This window comes from Spartinivicinus poritis, assembly GCF_028858535.1.
GTDB classification, from domain to species: Bacteria; Pseudomonadota; Gammaproteobacteria; order Pseudomonadales; family Zooshikellaceae; genus Spartinivicinus; species Spartinivicinus poritis.
In genome coordinates this window covers 1-21,239 of the sequence record NZ_JAPMOU010000005.1, presented here as the reverse complement: position 1 = coordinate 21,239, position 21,239 = coordinate 1, and the positions used below count along the sequence as shown (strand labels likewise).

18 protein-coding genes are annotated in these 21,239 nt (G+C 41.7%); 9 read left to right on the top strand and 9 right to left on the bottom strand.

Features of this window, described 5'->3' with window-relative positions:
• Nucleotides 1-32 precede the first annotated feature (32 nt).
• From fliG to fliE, 3 genes are read right to left on the bottom strand one after another with little or no spacing between them, the layout of a single operon-like run.
• The gene (gene fliG / locus ORQ98_RS05680; protein WP_425347671.1) at nt 33-1,019 is read right to left on the bottom strand and encodes a flagellar motor switch protein FliG; all 987 of its coding nucleotides are present in this window, start codon (nt 1,017-1,019) and stop codon (nt 33-35) included.
• 49 nt (nt 1,020-1,068) lie between these two features.
• A complete protein-coding gene (fliF, locus tag ORQ98_RS05675) occupies nt 1,069-2,808 on the bottom strand; it encodes a flagellar basal-body MS-ring/collar protein FliF (RefSeq protein WP_274687818.1) in 1,740 nt (579 codons plus the stop codon).
• A 15-nt stretch (nt 2,809-2,823) separates the two neighbouring features.
• Entirely contained in the window at nt 2,824-3,180 is a 357-nt protein-coding gene (gene fliE / locus ORQ98_RS05670; RefSeq protein WP_274687817.1) for a flagellar hook-basal body complex protein FliE, read from the bottom strand.
• Nucleotides 3,181-3,399: 219 nt separating this feature from the next.
• Between fliE and ORQ98_RS05665 the strand changes: the two genes are divergently transcribed.
• The 3 genes from ORQ98_RS05665 (at nt 3,400) to ORQ98_RS05655 (ending at nt 6,634) form a co-directional block, all read left to right on the top strand.
• Nucleotides 3,400-4,686, top strand: coding sequence for an NAD(P)H-binding protein (locus ORQ98_RS05665; protein ID WP_274687816.1), 1,287 nt, complete (start codon nt 3,400-3,402; stop codon nt 4,684-4,686).
• A 191-nt stretch (nt 4,687-4,877) separates the two neighbouring features.
• The gene (locus ORQ98_RS05660) at nt 4,878-5,354 is read left to right on the top strand and encodes a DUF2269 family protein (protein WP_274687815.1); all 477 of its coding nucleotides are present in this window, start codon (nt 4,878-4,880) and stop codon (nt 5,352-5,354) included.
• Between the two features lie 8 nt (nt 5,355-5,362).
• Nucleotides 5,363-6,634, top strand: a complete 1,272-nt coding sequence (locus ORQ98_RS05655; protein WP_274687814.1) for a DUF2252 family protein — start codon at nt 5,363-5,365, stop codon at nt 6,632-6,634.
• A 278-nt stretch (nt 6,635-6,912) separates the two neighbouring features.
• Here ORQ98_RS05655 and ORQ98_RS05650 read toward each other — a convergent pair whose 3' ends face one another.
• From ORQ98_RS05650 to ORQ98_RS05640, 3 genes are all read right to left on the bottom strand, one after another.
• Nucleotides 6,913-9,387, bottom strand: coding sequence for a putative bifunctional diguanylate cyclase/phosphodiesterase (locus ORQ98_RS05650; RefSeq protein WP_274687813.1), 2,475 nt, complete (start codon nt 9,385-9,387; stop codon nt 6,913-6,915).
• A gap of 73 nt (nt 9,388-9,460) precedes the next feature.
• Nucleotides 9,461-10,627, bottom strand: a complete 1,167-nt coding sequence (locus ORQ98_RS05645) for an amino acid ABC transporter substrate-binding protein (protein WP_274687812.1) — start codon at nt 10,625-10,627, stop codon at nt 9,461-9,463.
• Between the two features lie 268 nt (nt 10,628-10,895).
• On the bottom strand, nt 10,896-11,660 hold the full coding sequence (locus ORQ98_RS05640; protein ID WP_274687811.1) for a BPSS1780 family membrane protein: 765 nt from the start codon (nt 11,658-11,660) through the stop codon (nt 10,896-10,898).
• A 398-nt stretch (nt 11,661-12,058) separates the two neighbouring features.
• Between ORQ98_RS05640 and ORQ98_RS05635 the strand changes: the two genes are divergently transcribed.
• The 6 genes from ORQ98_RS05635 to ORQ98_RS05610 are packed head-to-tail and all read left to right on the top strand — an operon-like array spanning nt 12,059 to nt 18,696.
• On the top strand, nt 12,059-12,745 hold the full coding sequence (locus ORQ98_RS05635; protein ID WP_274687810.1) for an RDD family protein: 687 nt from the start codon (nt 12,059-12,061) through the stop codon (nt 12,743-12,745).
• Nucleotides 12,742-13,704, top strand: a complete 963-nt coding sequence (locus ORQ98_RS05630; RefSeq protein WP_274687809.1) for a stage II sporulation protein M — start codon at nt 12,742-12,744, stop codon at nt 13,702-13,704. Before ORQ98_RS05635 ends, ORQ98_RS05630 begins: the two co-directional genes overlap by 4 nt.
• Nucleotides 13,694-15,181, top strand: coding sequence for a DUF4129 domain-containing protein (locus ORQ98_RS05625; protein ID WP_274687808.1), 1,488 nt, complete (start codon nt 13,694-13,696; stop codon nt 15,179-15,181). The genes ORQ98_RS05630 and ORQ98_RS05625 overlap by 11 nt, the downstream gene beginning before the upstream one ends.
• On the top strand, nt 15,174-16,388 hold the full coding sequence (locus ORQ98_RS05620) for a DUF4350 domain-containing protein (RefSeq protein WP_274687807.1): 1,215 nt from the start codon (nt 15,174-15,176) through the stop codon (nt 16,386-16,388). The genes ORQ98_RS05625 and ORQ98_RS05620 overlap by 8 nt, the downstream gene beginning before the upstream one ends.
• Entirely contained in the window at nt 16,385-17,362 is a 978-nt protein-coding gene (locus ORQ98_RS05615; RefSeq protein ID WP_274687806.1) for an AAA family ATPase, read from the top strand. The genes ORQ98_RS05620 and ORQ98_RS05615 overlap by 4 nt, the downstream gene beginning before the upstream one ends.
• Nucleotides 17,359-18,696, top strand: a complete 1,338-nt coding sequence (locus ORQ98_RS05610; protein WP_274687805.1) for a DUF58 domain-containing protein — start codon at nt 17,359-17,361, stop codon at nt 18,694-18,696. Before ORQ98_RS05615 ends, ORQ98_RS05610 begins: the two co-directional genes overlap by 4 nt.
• 67 nt (nt 18,697-18,763) lie before the next feature.
• Here ORQ98_RS05610 and ORQ98_RS05605 read toward each other — a convergent pair whose 3' ends face one another.
• From ORQ98_RS05605 to ORQ98_RS05595, 3 genes are all read right to left on the bottom strand, one after another.
• Nucleotides 18,764-18,895 (bottom strand): hypothetical protein, encoded by a 132-nt coding sequence (locus ORQ98_RS05605; protein WP_274687804.1) that lies wholly within the window; start codon nt 18,893-18,895, stop codon nt 18,764-18,766.
• Nucleotides 18,896-19,055: 160 nt separating this feature from the next.
• Nucleotides 19,056-20,453, bottom strand: coding sequence for a diguanylate cyclase (locus ORQ98_RS05600; RefSeq protein WP_274687803.1), 1,398 nt, complete (start codon nt 20,451-20,453; stop codon nt 19,056-19,058).
• 90 nt (nt 20,454-20,543) lie between these two features.
• Nucleotides 20,544-21,179 carry an OprD family outer membrane porin gene (locus ORQ98_RS05595; RefSeq protein ID WP_274687802.1) on the bottom strand — a complete coding sequence of 212 codons (636 nt, stop codon included), beginning with the start codon at nt 21,177-21,179 and terminating at the stop codon, nt 20,544-20,546.
• Nucleotides 21,180-21,239 lie beyond the last annotated feature (60 nt).

The window sequence follows — 21,239 nt, the reverse complement described above, 5'->3', positions numbered from 1 at the left end:
TCAATTAAGTACTCAGTTTGGACCCACAACACCTATACCATCTCCTCTCCACCTTTACCTAAGGCAATCTCTCCAGAGTCAGCCATCCGTCGGGCAATGCTGAGGATTTCTTTTTGTGCTGTTTCCACTTCACTTAAGCGAACAGGCCCTTTGGCTTCCAGGTCATCTTGAAGCAGTTCTGCCGCCCGCTTAGACATATTTTTGAAGATTTTTTCCTTCACTGCTTCATTTGCACCTTTTAGTGCCAGGATAAGCACGTCAGAAGAGACTTCCCGCATCAGTGCTTGAATTCCACGGTCATCAACGTCTGACAGGTTATCAAACACAAACATTAAGTCTTCAATTTCAGTGCATAGATCTTCATCAACTTGTTTAATTGATTCCATCAAGGGGGCTTCAATAGAGCCTTCTACATAGTTCATTATATCAGCAACCCGCTTCACCCCACCCATCGTAGTGGTTTTGGTTGAGCCACTGCCAGAGAACTGACGCTCCAGAATATCATTCAGCTCTTGTAATGCTGCTGGTTGAACCGTTGTGAGGTTAGCGACCCGCAGCATAATATCCAGACGCACTTTGGCATCAAAATACCCCAGGATTTCTGCTGATTGGTCTGCGTCTAAATAAGCTACTACAATGGCTTGGATTTGAGGGTGCTCATAACGAATGATATCGGCCACAGCCCGAGGCTCCATCCACTTTAAGGTATCAAGGCCTGTGGTATTCCCCCCTAGCAAGATGCGGTCAATCAAACCACTGGCTTTATCTTCACCCAATGCTTGAGTCAACATATTACGAATATAGCCATCAGCTCCCATGCCCAGGCCCGTTTCATGACGCACAATTTCAATGAAATATTTCAGCACTGAAACCACTTTAGCGCGGTTCACATTTTCCAGCTGAGCCATCATTGCCCCAACCTTTTGCACTTCCTTAGGGCCCATATGCTTTAATACTTCTGCAGCGTCTGCTTCGCCAAGACTTAGCAAAAAAATTGCCGAGCGCTCAACGCCCGACATTTTCGCAGCTTCAGCCGTTTCTTCTGAAACCTTTGCAGGTGCTACAGGCTCAGTCATCTTCAGCTACCCAATGCTTAATAACCAATGCAACTCGGCCAGCATCTTCTCCAATAAGCTCTCTCACCGCATTCAGCTGCTGCTCATACCCTTCATGAGGGCCAGGTAACAGTATGTTGCCACCACCTGCACCTGAAATACTGACTTGATCATCCGCCAATGTGCCACCGTCACCCAACGACTCCAAATCTTCCAGCCCTTCCATGCCGCCTACTCCTGCCGCAGCGGCCACGGGCTCAGGCTTAGCAAATAAATGACGAACCATGGGCTTTAAAAAACCAAATAATAAAATCAGCAAAAATATGCCAGCCAATACTAGTTTGATAATTTCCCAGAACCAGGGTTGCGTCCAAAACGGAATTTCTTCAATGGCTTCTGTTGGCACATCTACGAAAGCAGAGTTGATAACATTGACACTATCCCCCCTTGATACATCAAACCCTACTGCATCTTTGACCAACTGGGTGAACCTGGCCAGCTCATTATTATCCCAAGGCGTACGAACGACATCACTGGTGTCTGGACTGACGGTAACCAAATCATTAACGACCACCGCCACGGTCAACCGTTTCAACCGACCCTGTTGAAAACGAGTATGGCTGATGGTTTTATCTAACTCAAAATTACGAGTGGCTTGTACTCTAACATCGGTTGGTTTCGCAGGTTCTTGCTGGCCTGCCTCCGCACCCTCTACTTGCTCAGGTACGGTTACCTCTCCTGGGGGTTGATTTGAGAGTGCGCCTGGTACTCCTCCTTGGCCAGGGCCAGTTTGGCGGCTTTCATCCAACGTTTGCTCACTACGCAAAGCAGGAGTATCAGGGTTAAACAACTCTGACGTCTGCTCAATCGCTGTAAAATCAATATCAGCAGCCACTTCGGCTTTATAGTTATTACGCCCCAGTATCGGCTCTAGAATATTATGGATTCGCTGTACCAGTCCTTCTTCCACTCGATTAATATACTCTCGCTGCTGATTCGCAATCTTAAGTCTGCTCTCTTCACCGGTAGATTCCACTGACAATAGTTGGCCGTGTTGATCCACTACTGCCACTCGTTCAACAGGCATATCTGGCACACTGGCAGCAACTAAGTTGCGAATAGCTTTCACCTGTTCTGGCTTCAGGCTACGAGTACCATATAACTCTAGAAAAACAGAAGCAGAGGGCTGGCGAGCATCGCGAATAAAGACAGAGCGCTTAGGAATAGCTAGGTGCACTCGGGCATTTCGGACGTTATACAAACTGGCAATAGTGCGGGCCAACTCTCCTTCCAGGCCTCGGCGATAGCGGGCATTCTCTAAAAACTGGCTGGTGCCTAAGCCTTGTTCTTTATCCAGCACTTCCAGGCCTACATTGGTTTCATCTGTCACATCAGCAGCGGCTAACGCCATTCGAGCCTTTGCTACCTGATCCGCTTCTACCAAAATAATGCCGCTATTTGGTTCTACTCGATAGTTGATTTCACTATCTTGTAAGGTTTGAACAACCTGGGCACTGTTAAAGCCCTGCATGGAGCCATAGATAGGACGAAAGTCTGGTGATTGTGACCAAATAACAATGGCAAAACCAATCGCTACACTGGCTGCTAACCCAACCATTAAGGCAATTTGCCTCGCGATAGACAAGCCACTGAGTGACTCTAACAACTCCCCACCAAAACGGTTTGGTGCTGCAGCCTGACCACCCAACACAGCAGGTTGAGTATTGTTAGATTCGGCCTCGGTTGTTGCCATTGCAATATCCAACCATTAAATGGGCATTTTCATAATCTCTTCATAAGCACTAACTAGCTTATTACGCACCTCTAACATGGCATCAAAGGCCACTTTTGCCTTTTGACTTTCAACCATGACTTGAGGCAAATCAATGGTGGTATCACCTCGATCATAGCGATCTCTTAGCTGACCACTGATTTGCTGCTGGGTATTTACCTGATTAATGGCCTGTTTAAACATATCTCCAAAGGAGGGCGTCACTTGTTTGACACCCCCTTCTGCTGCTTGATCAGTGACCAGCAACTTACCAGGCAAAGGCTTGGCCATGGCTTCAGCCTGCATGGCACGCATTTCAACAAGTAAACGATTCATGGATAACTGCGAAGACATAATGAATAAACTCCCTGAGCGACCAATGACAAACAATTGGCTTTCTGTCAGGTGGCTGCATTTTTTACGCCAGCCATTATGTTATGCAAAATATTTTGACTTTTTTCATAAACTTATGGGGTTAACTTAAAAAGTCTTTGAAGTTTTAGTCAGTCACTGTTACACACTAAAGTGGCTTTCCCCTTAGGAAGACAATCCATGAATTAAGGAGCTGCTTGTTTGAATATATTAATTACTGGTGCGGCTGGTTTTATTGGTAGTGCCATTTTGGCTGAGCTATTAAGCCAGGGGCATCAAGTACATGCCTGTGTACGAAACTCACGTAACTTACCCAAACACCCTAATTTATCAGTTGTTTGCTTAAACCTAGCTGACTGCCTGACTCTTGAAAGCTGGCTCTCTTATTTAACACACATTGACACGGTGATTAATTGTGCAGGCATTTTAACGGAAACCCAACCCGGTGATTTTGAGCAATTACATTACCAAGCGCCCCATGCCTTGGCTGAAGCTTGCTTACAACAAGGCATCAAATGTTTTATTCAGTTATCTGCTCTTGGAAATCCTACAGATGGTGCTTTTATCAAGAGTAAGCACCAGTTTGATGATTACTTACTTGAGCATTTTCCCTCAGCCATCATTATCAGGCCTTCTGTCGTATTATCTTGCCGAGGCTCTTATGGAGGTACCTCGTTGATGAGGGCCATCGCCAGTTTACCGGTGATCCCACTGGCTGGTGATGGTAGCCAGCAATTCCAGCCCATTTTATTGGAAGACCTGGCTACTATCGTTAGCCGACTTTTGACATATCAAGGCGATAAACGGGTTTTTTACCCTGCAGGACCAGAGGTATTGTCAATTAAAGAATTTTTAGGCAACTTGCGACAATGGCTTAAATGGCCTGAACCTTACTGGCTACCCACCCCATTAAGCCTATTTAAAAAGCTGGCAACGTTGAATAGCAAACTCAATATTGTGCCATTTAATGACACTCTGTTAACCATGCTAGAACAGGGCAATATTATACCTGATAATGAATACCAAGCTCTTTCTAAAGAGCTGAATTACTCACCACAATCAGTTAAACTAACACTATTAAATACACCCAGTTTTGTACAAGACCGCTGGCATGCCAAACTTTATTGGATTAGACCAGTACTTTGGTTTGCCATTATATTTATTTGGTTACTCTCTGCTGTTGCTGGGTTTATGGCAACCCCCGAGCAATTCGCCCCCACCCTAAATGCCCTGGCAATCCCTCCTGCTTATCAATCAACACTTGTGGTATTAACTTCAGTATTAGACTTAAGTTTAGGTATGCTATTTATTATGGGGTGGCGCCCTCAATTGATTCTGGGCTTAATGGTATTGTCAGTTTTAGGTTACACCTTCATGTTAGGATTGTTTGCGCCATTTACTTGGTTAGACCCCTTGGGTGGGCTGATTAAAAATGTAGCGATATTAATGATGTTGTGGTGTTACTGGGCAATTAAAGAAGCACGTTAAGGGCACACCTAAAAATGCACTTTTTTCGCGATAGCAGCGTTAGCACTGTACTCAGGTTCTCATGTATTACCTATACACTGTGGCCTTCCGTGCAGCGCTGCCTTGCTCTCACGAAAAAATTACTATTTTTAGAAGCACTCTTAAGAAAACTAGTGTTTAAACAAACAAGTACAGAAGTATAGTCAAAACAAATGGCTGAGTATTATTTATTATTAAAATTAGTGCATATTATTTCTTCCACCCTGCTGTTTGGCACAGGATTGGGTACCGCTTTTTATATGTGGCGAGCTGATCGTAGCCAAAACCTGAATACCATCGCCATTACCAGCCAAAATGTCGTATTAGCCGACTGGTTGTTTACTACACCTGCCGTCATTATCCAACCCGTTACCGGTATTTGGATGTTATTGCTGGTAGGGTTACCGCTGACCACCTCCTGGGTAATGGCAAGCTTGGTTTTGTATGTGATCACTGGACTCTGTTGGATACCAGTGGTTTATATTCAAATTAAGATAGCTAAACTGGCTAAAGCTGCTGTTAGTGAAAATCAACCTTTACCTGTTACTTATCGAAAGCTCATGACCTGTTGGTACAGCCTGGGTTGGCCAGCCTTTATCAGTGTAATGGCTATTTTTTATTTGATGGTGTTTAAACCCACTCTTTGGTGAACTTAATTATGAAAGTACTGCATACGCGTCAGTCACATGTTGTAGAACAAATCAATCAATTTAATCAGCAAGCCAGTGATGCTGACCGACGCCTAAAGTTTGAAAAAATGCAAGCATCTGCCTTTGTTTTTTTCAGAGGCACTAACCATATTTTCTGGCACGATGTTTCCCGCGACTGGCGCATTAGTCTTTATGGTGGCCGCCCTGAAACCCAAGTGTGGTTGCAAGGTGATGCCCACGTTTATAATTTTGGTGCACTACATGACCATCATGACCAAATTTACTATGGTATGGATGACTTTGATGACGCCATCATTGCCGATTATCAATTTGACTTATGGCGGTTAGCTACCAGCTTAGTTTTAGACTTACAGCAGCGTGATTATTATCAACAAGACCTTGCTGAAGAAGCAGTACAACTACTGGGCAAAGCTTATTTACAAGGAGTTGTTGCCAGTGAAACCGATGACTCGGCTATTTACATTGAAAACGCCGCCAAACCGATTAAAACGTTTCTGACCAAAGTGCATCAAAAGAATACCCGTTTAAACATGCTCCAAAAATGGACCACACCTGACTTAAACCACTTTAATTATGCAAACCCTAAACTAACTGAGTTATCCGACCATGTAAAAAACAGCTTAACTGGGGCTTTATTGGATTACCACCGTTTCCAGCATTCAGTTACACCAGATTTTACCAGCCGCTTTGAAGTTATAGACCTGGCCAAACGGATCAAAGCCGGTACAGGCTCACTAGGCAATCAGCGCTTTTACGCATTAATCCAAGGCTCCACGCCAGAAGAAAATATAATCCTGGATATTAAACAGCAGCAACAGCCTGCTGCCATTCGTTGCTTCCCGAAAATTGAACAACACTGGTATAACGGTCAATTCACAAACGAAGGGCAACGTCATGCTGATGCCTATTCAGCTATTGCTGAGCATCCAGATGCCTGGTTAGGCTGGTTGAGTTATAACGATGAAGTGTATTCTGTAAGAGAACGTTCACCGTTTAAAAAAGATTTTCCCACCCATAAGCTATTCAAACCCAAGCATTATTTAACAATGGCTGAGATATGGGGTGAAATATTAGGTAAAGAGCATGCCCGCGGCTCCATTCAGGTGCAGGAACCCAACCACCGATTTATTCATTATGTTAAAAATGAATTAATGGAAAATAAACAGGATTTTATCAAACTATTAGCTGCTGTCTCAGTGCACTATGCTAAATGTGTAGTACAGGATTGGGAGTATTTTAGAGATGGTTGTTTATTATAAAAAATGGGTAAAGGGTTTATGCTTGACAGAGAAAAAGTACGTTTATAGTTATACCCAGTACGAATGTTTTATAGGTGATTGGGCGAGGAGTGAAGGTAACAAAACCTAGAAATCATATCGTGAAGGATATATTAGCTTTTACACAACTTATAGTGGAGACGTTGACAATAATTACGATTATAAACTATAACTTATATTTTTTATTAATCTTATCCATAAAACTAGAATCATTAATGACTTCAATTAGGCTTAATTATCTAGATAATAACAATGTCAAGCTAACGCCCCACTTTTTGATACGCACCTTTGTGAGCCTGCTTTTCTTGATAATCCTTCACCCATTCAACAAAACCCTCTGCAGGTAATGGAGGCGTAAAGAAATACCCTTGGGCCTGGTCACATTTTAACTTTTGCAAAAACTCCAGTTGTTTTTTTGTTTCTACGCCTTCGGCAATGACAACTAGATTTAAACTGTGAGCTAAGCTAATAACGGAACGAACAATTGCCTGAGCCTCATTGTTATGCAGTAGATCTTTAATAAAGGAGCGGTCTATTTTCACTTTATTAACAGGAAAGCGCCACAAGTAGGCTAAGGAGGAATAGCCTGTTCCAAAGTCATCAATCGAAATACTGACACCACGCCTGGCAAAATGGTGAAGCGCTTGCGAAACAGCATCCGCATCATTCATTACCATGGTTTCTGTAATTTCCACTTCCAAGCCGCCAGGCTCCATTGTCAGTTTTTGTAAAATTCGATCAGTAGTACCCGTAATATCACCATACTTAAATTGAGATGCTGATAAATTAACAGCTACCTGTAATGCCCCCAACTGATTTGCCCCACTCCATTCCTGACACTGTCTACAAGCTTCCTCTAACACCCACTCACCAATATCTGTAATAAGGTTACTCTGCTCTGCAATAGGAATAAATTTGTTCGGAGTAATTAAGCCACGGTTGGAATGCTGCCAACGAACTAGCGCCTCCATTCCTACCACACAAGATGTATTTAAATCTATTTTAGGCTGGTAATAAACGATAAATTCATCGGCCATTAATGCACGCCGCATGTCTTTTTCTAGTGCATTACGTTCTTGTACCCGTCGATTCATCTCATCGTTATACATTCGGTATTGATTACGTCCAAGGTTTTTAGCCTCATACATTGCCATATCAGCATTTTTTAATAACTGATCACAATCATTACCATCATAAGGAAATAAAGTGACGCCAATACTGGCACCAATATGAATAGTGTGGCCTTGGCAGTTCACCGTGCAATTAAGTAAGTCATTCATCCGTTGAGCCATATTTTCCACTTCAACTTCAGAGCGCAACCCACTAGAAATGACTGCAAACTCATCCCCTCCTAATCTAGCAGCAATATCAAACCCACGAATAGAGTTCAATAAAATATCTGCTACTTTTTTCAGTAATTCATCACCCACCATATGCCCCAAGGTATCATTTACATCTTTAAACTTATCTAAATCTATGAAGAATAATGCGACGATACCTTCAAATCGTTCTGCACGATTAATGTTTTTCTTTAACTCATGCTGAAACATCACCCGGTTCGGTAAGTTTGTTAAAAGATCATAAGAGGCCAGATACTGTAAACGTTGCTCTGCCATTTTCCGATCGGTAATATCAGTATGTATACCGACTACCCCGCTATCACTGGTTGCATATTCTCTAAACTCAATAAAACGATCCTGATTTAGCTCAATTAAATGCGCTTGCCCAACTTTATCCCTAGTGAGCATAATACTTTTAATCCAGGTTTCCAAAGGTACATCAACAGATACAACTCCTTCTCGGTACATAATCCGTAAGATATCTTGAAACGAGGCTTGGTCAGGTAACAAGGTTAGGCTATAGAAATTTCTAAAATGTTGGTTACATAAAATAAGGTGGTCTTGTTCATCAAACAGTACAAACCCTTCTGACATACTTTCAATAGCATCACTTAACTGCACTTTGGCTTTTTCAATTTCTTTATTGGTTGATTCTAATAAGTGGGTTTTTTCTGTTAGCGAGTGCATCATACCTGCAATACTATCACTTAAAAACTCAAACTCTGAAACGCCTCTATAACTTGGTTGATTGCCTTTTTTGATAGCACCAATAATGCGATTTATAGGGATTCTTACCTTGTAGCTCAAAAAATAAAACATTAGTCCAGTAATAATTACAATGGTAATCAACGCTATACTAAATGCATAGCGATATACAGGCTGTTCCATTGCTCGTAATGCCTGAGCTTTAGGTTTTAATAGAATAATACGCCACTGCCACGGCTGAAATAATTGAGAGTGAACAATATAGTCTGCTAATTTACCAGTGACAATATTTGGATTGTCTGTTAATAATGAGGTTTCAATAGCGGCTAATGTTGCTTTAGGCAATTCTGTTTTAACGAGCACTTCTTCTGCATTATTATCATAAACGACAACTCCCACATTATTAGCACGTACAAAATCCTCAATAGCCACCATGGTAGATACTTTTTCTAACCTGACTAATTTTTCATTAGTCGCGTTTCCTGTTTGAAATAGTTTATCTACGCTGGTATCGCAAATATACAGTACACTACGGGATAGCCAATTGAGATTTTCTTTAATTTGATGATTAGCTGAATCAGAAATTGAATATGAAGTAAATAAATATAATGCAATGACTACCAAGCTAACAAACACCAAAAAAGGCGTAAAAACACGAAATGCAAAAGAGTTAACCAGTTTCTTTAGCATTATTCATACCTACCGACCATTCGCATTGGCTATACTTATTCCATAATTTACTAATTACCACTGGTTACTTCCATTAATTACCTTGTTTAATACGTGTAAAAACCGGCGGTTTTGTTCGTAATGCCTCAGGCCACACTATTTCTTTTTTTCCTTGTTGCCATTGGATAGTGAGTGGAAACCGTTTTACCTGAACACCTGTTCTATCAACAGCATAGCGTCCAATTAAACTGTATGTATCTAATGTAAATAATGCTTCTCTTACTTTATCTTGGTCAAATGAGTTAGCTCGCTTAACTGCTGCTTCTAAAATTTGCCCCGCCGCAAAAGCAGTAGCCGCATGATAAGATGGAGATATGGTATAAGTAGTCTCGAATTTTTTAGCAAATTCTTGTGCTCCACCTTTAATACTTCCTTGGTCTTTTATTTTCTCCCAAATTGAAACAGCAAAGGTATTTTCAACCTCAGCAGGCCCTAATTTAGTTAAATATTTTGGCAGAGTAGGACCTACTGTTGCCAAATAGCCTCTCGGCTGCCAATTAATTGCCGTTAATGCCTGACGCATCGCTACCGATTCCTTAAAATGTCCTGTCATCATGAGAATCTGTGCTCCAGACTGGCGTGCCGCTGTTGCTAATTGCTGGTAATTGACAGCACCTTTTGTAAATACCTGGTAATACTTGATAGTTAAGCCTAGCCTTGTCGCCCATTCACGGGCACCTAAGCCAACACTTTTTGAGAAACTATCATCAGGACTTACAATTGCTAAATTATCTTCTTCCATTATTAACAACATTTTTAAGAAGCCTAAGGTATAACGACTGGCTGGTGTCCACATACCAAACACATTACTAAAGCCTTGTTGCCAGATTTTATCAGATGCTGCACCAGCAGCTAGCATAGGATAGCCATGACGCTCTGCAACTTCTGACACAGCTAAGGTAATGGCGCTTGAATAAGGACCAAAAATAAAGTCAACGTTATCTTTAGTGATTAACTCTTCGTATAATGCAGGGGCTAAACTTTTCTGGCTTTGATCATTTTTTATAATAATATCGACTTGCCGTCCTAACAGGCCCCCTCGGTCATTGACTTGCTTTTGCCAAAGCCGATAAGCCTTCTGCTGCATATCAGCCATCAACGCATACCGCCCGGTTAAGCCCAGCGATAAGCCAATTTTGACAGACTCTTTAGCAGCCGCCCAACTACTTCCTAACCCTAGCAACAACAACCAGCCTATCACTAAACACAGCCTAGTTATGCTAGGTTGACAGAAAAAAATCACAACGTTTTATCAGTTAAAATTGCAATGAGTTAGTTACAGTATAATTAAGTCGTTATCAGTATGCAGGTGCAATTATCAAGAAGTAACAGTCCAAACAGTTACTAACCTGTCAATCCGTGTAAAAACCAGAGCCTATAAGGCGTTTGGTAGCAATTTTATTATAGAGAAGCGCTTGCCCTAATATTTCATCAAACCACATAAAGCGCTATGTTTTCATTACCAATGGTTATTTAATATATATGGACTTATATGATGTATAAATAGAAGCGTACATCACCGGCATCAGCACTAAATAACCTAATCCCAACGGGATTACAGCAATGATAGCCATTACCAGCATTAAAACGCCATAAATGATAAACGGCAGAATATTGCGTAAACACCCCTTAAAGCTCATCAACATCGCAGGCCATGCGTCAAAGTTATTTAAAATAATAAGTGCTGGAGCGAACCAAACCATCATAATAATAGGTAATAACAATCCCAAAAATAACAGGACAAAAATAAGTCCAATGGCAATGTTAAAATCAGAACTCCCACTAGCGCCTGGCGTCATACTAAAGCCAAAAACCATGGCTACTAGAAATAAAACTGCAAAAACAATCACTGAAAAAACCAGACTTAACACGGCGACTAATACCAGCTTACCAAGATTGCGCTGAAACCCTTCAAAAATATCAGCCACTTCCATCCCTTGCCCAGTATCGAGTTTATAACTGGCATAAATAAAACCTGCAGTAAAAATAGGCGCCACAAACCCTGACACCAAGTTAACAATAGGGATAAGAGCCAATATAAAGATAATGACCCAATAAACAATAGTTGCCAAAATCCACAAGCCCGGTTTATTACCAAATAGCTTAAAAGCATCACTAATCCAGCTAACACTTGAGCCTGCACTTTGTTTAGTGGGTTCATGCCAGTGCAAGTCGGCTGAGTGATCACCAACCACATCAGCTTCAGGGCTTTTGTAAGGGTTTGTATTAGTCATTTATCATCCTCAAAATTATTCTCAGGTTTCCTCACCCTGCTGGCTAATGACAAACCAGCCCAATTGGCAGTCTATCTACACAGTATAGCTAGCCTGCTCAAAATATTCGTGAAGAGTAACTCTCAGCCAAGCCAGCCGCTGTCGCAACTTATTAAGGCAGTTTGTACAGCCTTACACGCTTCAAGTCGTCTTGTGCAAGCACCCGTCAGCTTGAGCAGAGACCATAAACAATTATTAGAGGTACCCTTAAAGCTCATCTACAGTAAGTTAATATGCTGTAGCACTGCACGTGTTGTACTGATATAGCTTTATTTCAGCTGCAACCACAGAATATTAACCCCCAATAAGACGGTTGTGTTACAATCAGCGAGTTTATCTTTATAAGATTCAGGTAGATCATGCAGCGACTGGATTCACAAATAGTCATCGAAACCCCAGAGGGGATTTCTCTACCACTTACCCCGGCAGGCCCTGGAGTAAGAATCTTGGCATTTTTAATCGATGCCATCATTCGCTATGCTATCGTATTTGCAGTGTTTTTCGTTTTACAATTTTTTGGTGATATTGGTAGCGGTATTGGCTTGATTGCAATGTTTTTGTTTGAATGGTTTTATCCCGTTTTTTTTGACGTCTTTCGTCATGGTGTCACGCCGGGTAAAAAATCTTTTAATTTACGAGTCATTCATGATGATGGTACTCCTATCTGTTTTTCCAGTTCAGTAGTCCGTAATCTACTGCGCGTCGCTGACTTTTTACCTTCTTTTTATATATTAGGCGTACTCTGTATGATGAGTAATCGTCGGTTTCAGCGTTTAGGTGATTTAGCCGCAGGCACGCTGGTGGTATACGACAGTCCCTCTGTACAGTTTGCAGAAAGTCGAATTGAAGGTAGTCAATCTTTTCCAGTACCTTTAAACTGGCAGCAGCAACAAGCAATTATTCAATTCTCTGAACGTTGTAATACTTTGTCCGAAGCCCGCCAACAAGAGCTAGCTAACTTACTGACCCCTGTCACTCAGGATAGGGATCAAGCGGCTGTAAATACCCTACTAAGAGTTGCCAATGGAATCCTTGGGCGTCAATGAAGCAAGAAACTTTTGAAAACCGTTATCAGCATGATTGGCAAGCATTTGAAGCACTGCTTGAACAACTGGAAAAACGCCAGTCACCTTCTGTAGTCCAGTTTGCCACCCACTATCGACGTATTTGCCATTATTTAGCATTAGCCAAAGCCCGAACCTACAGTCCCCAGCTACAAGCACAACTGGAAAGTATGGTATTGCGTGGCCATCAACAGTTGTATAATCGCAAAACACAATTTCTTTATAACAGTCTTCAATTTATTGTGCTCAAGTTTCCAGCATTGTTACGAGAAAACTGGCGCTTTTTCTGGTTAGCAACCGCACTCTTTTATCTGCCAGGCTTGGTTATCTTTTTAGCAATCCAGTGGGATCCTAATCTGGTTTATACCATCATGAACCCACACCAGGTAACTGAATACGAAAGTATGTACGACCCTGCCCTGCGCCATTTAGGCCGAGAAAGACAGTCAGATACTGATATATTTATGTTTGGTTTTTATATCTGGAATAATGTAGGTATTGCCTTTAAAACGTTTGCAGGCGGGATTTTATTTACCATCGGCAGTCTGTTTTTTCTACTCTTTAATGGGCTGTTCTTTGGTGCCTTTGCCAGCCATATTGTTAATGTGGGCTACCAAAGTACATTCTTTCCTTTTGTCGTAGGTCATGGGGCTTTTGAATTAACAGCGATTACCATTGCCGGAGCAGCAGGGATAAAGATGGGCTATAGCCTGTTAGCACCAGGTAATTTGTCTCGCTTAGATGCATTAAAGCAAAGCACGAAAGTCGCTGTACAACTACTCTTAGGCGCCGCTTTTTTGCTGATTATTGCTGCCTTTGTTGAAGCATTTTGGTCCTCTTCAACCTTACTGACACCGACCATTAAATACACTATCGGTGGATTATTTTGGCTGCTCGTTGCTGGCTACCTAACCCAAGGGGGTAAAGGTTATGCAACTTGAACGTATTGCTTTTACTGCTCGCCCACGCCAACCTTGGGAGGCAGCTGATTTAGGGTTTCAATTTACACGACAACTGTACTGGCAACTAGTCAAACTTTGTTTATTGATCACCCTGCCTATTTACTTGCTACTTGAAGCAATCTGGCCTAATACCGGTATTAACAGTTTGATTATCTGGTGGTTTAAACCAATTTGGGAAAGGGTTATTCTGGTTGTACTTAGCCAGGCCGTTTTTCAATCTACACCAACAACCCGCCAGGTATTAAAAGGGTTTAAAACCATTGCTTGGCGCCAGGCATTTGCCGCGCTTACCTGGCGACGGTTGTCACCTTCTCGCTCATTTAACTTACCCGTTATTCAGCTGGAAGAATTAAAAGGGAAGCTGTATCAGTCTCGCTTGTCTATTTTACATCGCGGTAATACGTCACCAGCCTTCTGGCTAACGATCCTTGGAGTACATCTAGAGTCACTTATTTCCTTAAGTGCCTTTATGATAGTGATCTATCTACTTCCAAACGTCAGTGAGCTTGATGAAATCATTGGTTTACTTGATATGACTTGGCTTGGCAGTATGCTTTATTACTTCAGCATGCTGCTGGTAGCGCCTTTTTATGTGGCTAGTGGTTTTTTTCTTTACCTCAACCGTCGCATCATTTTAGAAGGTTGGGACATTGAGTTAATTTTTCGTCAAATGGCCACTGGCTTTAAGCGGCCAACAACCTCCCTGAATAAAGCTGCTTCCTTGATATTCATTTCAGGTTTGATATTCAGCAGCTTAAACCCAACTCAAGCCGTCTATGCAGAAACGGCTCAAACCCCGGAAGCTGCAAAAACCGCTATTGAAGAGGTTTTAAATGGAGAAGATTTTCATCAGTTTGAAAAAACCAAATTTCCTAAATTAAATATCGACTGGAGTTGGTTATTTGACGATGTGGAGCTCGATGAAGATAAAGCACCAGGCTTTTTAGCCGATTTAGCAGCAAGTATTGCCCCTTTTCTTGAGGTGATTTTATGGAGTATTGTTATTGCTCTTATCCTATTAGTTACTTTTCGCTACCGCCATTGGTTATTGGCACTGGCAAAGCCAATTGACAAAATAAAAACTAAGCCCGATAGCCAGCCCACTACTCTGTTTGGCTTAGATGTAAGCGCTGAGTCACTTCCACAAGATATTCCTACCTCAGTAATGAAATTATGGAACAACCAACAACACCGAGAAGCAGTTGGTTTACTATATCGTGCTTTACTTAGCCAACTCATTAATGACTATCAAATACCGATTACTAAAGGAGATACCGAGGGCGACTGCATTCATAAAACCAGGCCTTTAGCAAACACAACGCTCAGCGGATACTTACAAGAGCTCACTAACGTATGGCTACAACTGGCGTATGCCCATCAGCTTCCTACTGAGTCTACAGTTAACGCATTATGTCAACGTTGGCAGCAACTAAATACAGGAGTCGTTAATGGCTAGGTCAACACAAATTATACTGGCCATTATTTTATTCCTGCTGGTTGCCGTAGCTGGCTGGTTATATAGCCATATTGAATGGCAAGAGCGTAATATTGACCTGGGCTATTCAAAAGCAGCCAAACAGAACCACTACTTAGCACTGCAACAGTTCCTGGCAAAGCAGGATATAGTAGCAACCGTTAAACAAGGGTTAGCAGGCGTTGATCAGGTATCAGGTTATGGCACTGTTATTCTTTCTCAGGCTTACGGGTCATTAGATACACAACGAGCTGAGCGTTTATTAAAATGGGTTGAAGCCGGTGGCCATTTAATTATGGAAGCACATAACCCGTTTATTCATAACTTAACCGATAAAACAGACATCATTTTCAACCAATTCAATGTCACCGTTATTGAAGATGAAGCTGTGGATGTAGATCTCGAAGAACGACTACAGTCTTTAACTGCAACGTTAGATCAAGGCACAGAAAAACCCAGAAAAAACTGTCATGGTTACAGCTTATTAGGCGAAATAAAAATTAAAGGTCGCACCAAGCCACTCACAATCGACTTTTCTAACGACCAGCGGTTAAGTGCCCCACTGGATGATGCCTATGGCTGGGTTGCTGATGAGTCTACTGATAATTTTGTGAGGATGGTGCAATTTCAACATGGAGATGGCTTAATTAGCTTCATGGGTAGCCTGAAGCTATGGCGTAACCCTTATATCAGCTGTGAAGATAATGCCTTTTTACTCACTCAGTTGATTGATCCGAAAGGCAATTTAACGCTGTTTAAAAATCAAGAGAGTGACTCGTTATTTGCCAAACTGTGGCAGTGGGCACCCTATTTTATTATTGGCTTTATTTTATGGTTGATGGCTTGGCTATGGAGTAAAGGCGTTCGATTTGGCCCTATCAAACACTATCAACCCTACGAAATAAGACAAATTATTGAGCATATTGAAGCTGCCAGTAGGCTGTGCTGGCAACAGCAACAGATTGAAGAGCAAGTGAACAGTTTAAGAAAAACGATCCTCTTCCAATGGGCAGAAAAACACCCAGGCTTTAAGCAGTTGAATCAATCAGAACAAATTAAGCGTATCGCAAAAGACTCACATTTAGCCTATGCCTTGATAGAGCACAGCTTATTTTCTCCAGTCACTCGTAAAGAAGTTGAATTTACCCAACTGTTAAAAGGGTTACAACAAATTAGGAACGGTTTATGACTCAAACACCTAACGCTACACTGGAACAAACCAAAGCCTATGAGCTAACCCAACAAATTCAACAGCAACTGAATAAGGTTGTTATTGGCCAGCCTGAGGTTATTAATCAAGTCTTAATTGGGCTGTTAGCAGGCGGCCATATTTTAATTGAAGGGGTTCCAGGTTTAGGAAAAACATTATTAGTGCGCTCATTAGCCAAAACCTTTAATGGTCATTTTAGTCGAATTCAATTCACTCCCGATTTAATGCCCACCGATATTACTGGCCATGCGCTGTTTAATATGCAATCCAGAGAATTTGAAATTCGCAAAGGCCCCGTATTTACCAATTTATTATTAGCAGACGAAATCAACCGAGCCCCAGCAAAAACTCAAGCCGCTTTACTTGAGGTGATGCAAGAAAAACAAGTAACTATTGAAGGAGACTCATTTGCTGTATCAGCACCTTTTATGGTGCTGGCCACTCAAAATCCTATTGAACAAGAAGGTACTTATCCACTACCTGAAGCTGAGCTTGACCGGTTTATGATGAAGGTATTTATTAATTATCCTGCTGCCGACCAAGAGCTGGCAATGGTGACGCAGTTATCGGCCCCTTCTAAAGAAGACTACCTCGCACAAGTCAAGCCTATCTTATCAGCACAAGCAGTGATTAACCTGCAACAAATGACTAACCAAGTCACCACAGATACTAGCGTATTGGATTATGCAGTACGTATCGTTCGTACTACCCGTGACTGGCCAGGTATTGCAAGAGGAGCTGGGCCAAGAGCCAGTTTATTTATTGTTCAGGCAGCAAAAGCCAATGCACTATTAAATGGTAGAAACTTTATTACTCCAGATGACATCAAAACCCTGGCACTGCCTATTCTTCGCCACCGAGTATTACTAAGTGCTGATCGTGAGTTAGAAGGGGTGACCGCAGACCAAGCCCTACAAGAATTACTTGTGCAAGTGGATGCACCGCGACAATGAGACAGTTTAAGCCTAGCCAGCCATTACTGTATATACTCGCCTTATTCACTGGCCTAGGCCTGATCCAGGCCTTTATCCAACAGTTGTGGCCTAATGTTTTACCTTGGTTTTCCCAGCTATTACTGGCTGGGTTATTAATCATTAGCCTATTAGCTTTGGCTGATTTGATATTATCTAAACAAGCTTCACCCCTCACAATTACCCGACAACTACCTCATAATTTAGCCCTTTCTAACTCAGTCCAAGTGGCAATTCAGGTACATCACCAGCTACCTCTGCGCCAACAAATCGAACTCTATGACCATGTACCTAATCAGTTTAATTTTAAAGGGTTACCACTAACCCTTGAATTACAGCCAGGTAAATTTTCCATTGGCCATTATGACATTACCCCTCATCAACGAGGGCCAGCCCTGTTTACTCAGGTAGAAGTTAGAGTTCGCTCACAGCTAGGTCTATGGGCTATGCAGTTTATTTACCCTGTTACTACAGAGGTTAAGGTTTATCCAAACTTTGCCACGGTGACAGGCTATAACCTGCTGGCTAACAGCCACCATACTTCTCAGTTGGGTATTCGTAAACAACAGCGCCGTGGCGAAGGTATGGACTTTCATCAGTTGCGAGAATATCGACCTGGAGATCCATTACGCCAAGTAGATTGGAAAGCTACTGCACGACGTCTGTCGCTTATTTCAAAAGAGTATCAGGATGAGCGCGACCAACAAATATTGATTTTGCTGGACAGTGGTAAGCGAATGCGCATTCAGGATGGCCAGCTGACCCACTTTGATCATGCATTAAATTCCCTGTTATTGCTTGCTTTAGTCGCACTTAAACAAGGGGATATGGTAGGCATGATGAGTTTTGGTCAGAATAACCGCTGGGTACCAGGGATTAAAGGCACTGGCAATATTCATATGCTGCTTAATAATTTTTATGATTTATATCCCGATGCACAACCAACCGACTATATTGCAGCTGCCGAAGACTTAATGACCAGGCAGCGTAAACGTGCATTAGTGGTATTAGTCACCAACCTGCGTGATGAAGATACAGAAGATTTAATAGCCGCCATTAAATTATTACGGCGAAAACATTTAGTATTATTAGTTAACTTACAAGAGACCGCTATACAACAGGTTAGCCACCAGCCAATCAGTGATTTCCCTGCTGCTTTACGATATTTAGGTGCATTTCAGTATTTAACTGAACGCAGCTCTACCGTAGATAAATTAGTAGCAGAAGGGGCGTTAATTCTTGATTGCACACCACAAGAAATGATGGCTCGGTTAGTGAACCGTTATCTAGATATTAAGCGCAGCGGTCGTCTGTGATGGTTTAGGGCAAGTAGTGTTAAGGGGCTGATATACTTTTGATTGATCAATAAATTGTGATCTAATGTTATATCCCCTCTTGCTTAATTTGCTCTAATGCCTGACGTAGCAAAAAGCGAAGCTCCAATGGTGTTTTTTTACTGGCTACCAGCCACAACTCTTTCGATAGGGCTTCAACGGTGAATAGCTTTTCAAACATATTGAGGGAAAGCCACTGTAATGACCATTTTGTAAGCGTAATTACAAAGGGGGAAAGTCCTGTGTAATCAGTAAGAGTTTTTCTTCAGCTAGGGCCTCAGTCGTTACCATAAACCCAAGAAATACAACCAACACCCAATATTTTATTAGTTTTAACCTCTTCATCTTGTTGGCTTTGACTTACCTGTTCCCAGCATTACTACAGAACCATTTCTTGCTTTAACACAATTTCGCCCTGCCTGTTTAGCTTGATATAAAGCTTGGTCAGCTTCCCTTAATAGATCAACATGACTCATACTCACTAAAGGTAAAGCACTGGCAACACCTGCACTAATGGTTACCCGATCACCTGTCGAAGCAAACTCATGTTGAATATGCAAATTTTCAACGCCTTCCCTCATGGCTTCAGCCACTTTTAAGGCGCCTGCTTTATCCGTTCCTGGCAATATCACGACAAACTCCTCACCACCATAGCGTGCAATAGCATCTGTTTCACGTACAGTTAATGCATTGAGGGCCTTAGCTACCAACCGAATACACTGGTCTCCTGCCTGATGGCCATAATGGTCGTTGTATCGTTTAAAATAATCGATATCGATCATAATAACCGCTAAATTCTGTTGGTGGCGAATAGCCCGCTTCCACTCCTGTTTAAACACTTCATCAAAATAACGACGATTACTTAACTCAGTTAATGGATCGATCAATGACAAGCGTCGTAACTCTGTTTCAGCTTGCTTACGCGTTATAATTTCTGCCTCAAGCTTTTTATTGGTTTCTGCAATTGCAGCCGCATAGCTATTAGCCTCAAGATTCCGTAGCCTTAATTTACGCAGCGCTAACGTTATACAAATAAGGCAAAGAATTAAAATACTACTGATAAGAATAAATGACTGCCTGAGCATGCTATTGGTAAGTAACATATGGGTTTCTATTGGAATAGTCACTTCTAAAACCCCTCTGACTTCTCCTACCTGCCAATTATGTTTGGGGCTATCAGGATGGGTATTATGGCAACTAATACAACCTGAGCGCATTACATCTGCTGTGGCATAACGTAAAGATGCTCGACCGTCAACATCTTCAAAACGGTAATAGGGTTGATTGGGATTTTTCTCTAGAAGCGCCCAAGCCGTATTGGCAAAATTGTCATTTAACCCTCCCGTTATTTCACGCCAGGGAAAAGGATATTTACTATAAAGCCGACTTTTTACACCACTTTGCTTTCCACCCAGGCGGTTACCTAATAGCATACTTAAGGTTGCAGGAAGTGGGATAGCCCCCTTTTTTGTTTTATAGTCATGACTGACTTCAATGCCATGAGACTTGGCTGTTATCACTACTTCTGAAGTATATAAAGTACGAAACTCCGCAAGGGCTTGGGAATAAGACTGGGCATTATCCAAAGCAGTAGACTGGATTTGTTTATTTGCCAGTCGTTCTAGATGCCACAAAATAATAATTGTCGCTAGAGTAAAAGCAATAATTAAAACCATTAAAGTATGGTTAATAAAGAAATTTATACCGGCTTCTAAGGAGCTACTCAGGCGTCGTTTCATCAAAAGCTATCCTACATCTCTAAATAGCAGCTTTATCGTAAACTGTAGTATATCCCTCCCCTGTTTCGCGAATCAAATTAGTCACTATGATTAAAATGCAACTAAATCATAGGTGACTAAAAATCGATTGACCCGCTCACTGTTTTCAAAGCCCTTATGATTGGCAAAATACCAGCCAAAACCAAACCCTTCGAACAACCCTGTCTGGATAGTATATGCCAGATAGCCTCCTAACTCGGTTGCAACATTTTTCTCATCATTTTCAATCAATAACATTTCATCAGGGCGAGAACCACGAGCATAGTGCATACTTAAGGTTAAGCCAGGTAAAGCTACCCCCTCAAAGTCATAGTCAAACCCCAGTACCCAGGCTCCTTCATTTTTATGATTAAAGTTTTTGTGCAATGCCAGAGTTGAGTTAAAGGTACCTTCATCATCATAGAAATAACCACCCGCCCAATCAGCATCATAGGTTTTGTTATAGCCCAAATAAAGCTTGCCATGTCGGGTATTTAAAGCACCAGTTAAATTAACATAACGACTTTGATAGTCTTCATAACGCACATAGGTGAACATTTGGGCATTGTTAAAAGATAGCCAATCATAATAACCAAAACCATTTTTACCTTGGGCTTGTCCATACCGGGCATCTAATGATAGTGCCACTTTGCTGTTAAGCTCAGTGATATAAAACAGTTTAGCAAAATACTTCCTAATTATCATCATGCCTAAGCTATATTTAGTAGCTTACCTGGTAGCGGAGGTGTTCTCAGCGCTACAAATGCT